The 609-nt window shown below is 68.1% G+C and carries 1 protein-coding gene; it reads right to left on the bottom strand.

Annotated features, from left to right (window positions below; translation table 11 throughout):
* Nucleotides 1-84: 84 nt before the first annotated feature.
* On the bottom strand, nucleotides 85-609 hold a 525-nt coding region (gene istB / locus H6A15_RS10225), incomplete at its 5' end, for an IS21-like element helper ATPase IstB (RefSeq protein ID WP_204673648.1).

Genomic DNA, 609 nt, shown 5'->3' with positions numbered 1-609 from the left:
TGTTAGTGTCAATCTATCTTTCGCCGATTCCACCAACGAACCTCACCCGTTCGCGCCAACGCACATGCGCCGATCCCGCCAGCGTCACGCGCCGCTTCCGGCGTCCCGGTCCGGCGCCAGGTCCTTGGTGCGGTAGGACCTCCCGGTGATCTTAAGCACCGTGCAGTGGTGGCAGAGGCGGTCCGCGATGGCGCTCGCCACCACGGGGTCGCCGAACACCTTCGCCCACGCGCCTATCCCGACGTTCGTCGTCACAATGGTCGACCTCCTCTCGTACCTCCTGGAGACCAGCTGGAACAGCAGGTCCGCCCCCTCCTTGTCCACGTCCAGGTAGCCCACCTCGTCCACGATCAGCAGGGAGAGGTGGGCGTAGAAGCGCATCCTGCGCTCGAGCGCGCCCTTCTCCGCCGCGCGCTTGAGGTCGCCGACGAGGCGCTGGCAGTCGACGAAGTAGGTGAGCTTGCGCGCCCTCACCGCCTCGACGCCGATGGCCACGGCCATGTGGGTCTTGCCGACGCCCGGGCTGCCGACGAGCACGACGTTCTCGCGGCGCTCCAGGAACCCGAGCGACGCGAGCTCCTCGACCACCGGGCGGCTGAGCGAGGGCTG

This window comes from Enorma phocaeensis (assembly GCF_016901575.1).
GTDB classification, from domain to species: domain Bacteria; phylum Actinomycetota; class Coriobacteriia; order Coriobacteriales; family Coriobacteriaceae; genus Limicola; species Limicola phocaeensis_A.
Note: the sequence above shows the minus strand (reverse complement) of the source record. Positions and strands in the feature narration are given on the sequence as shown.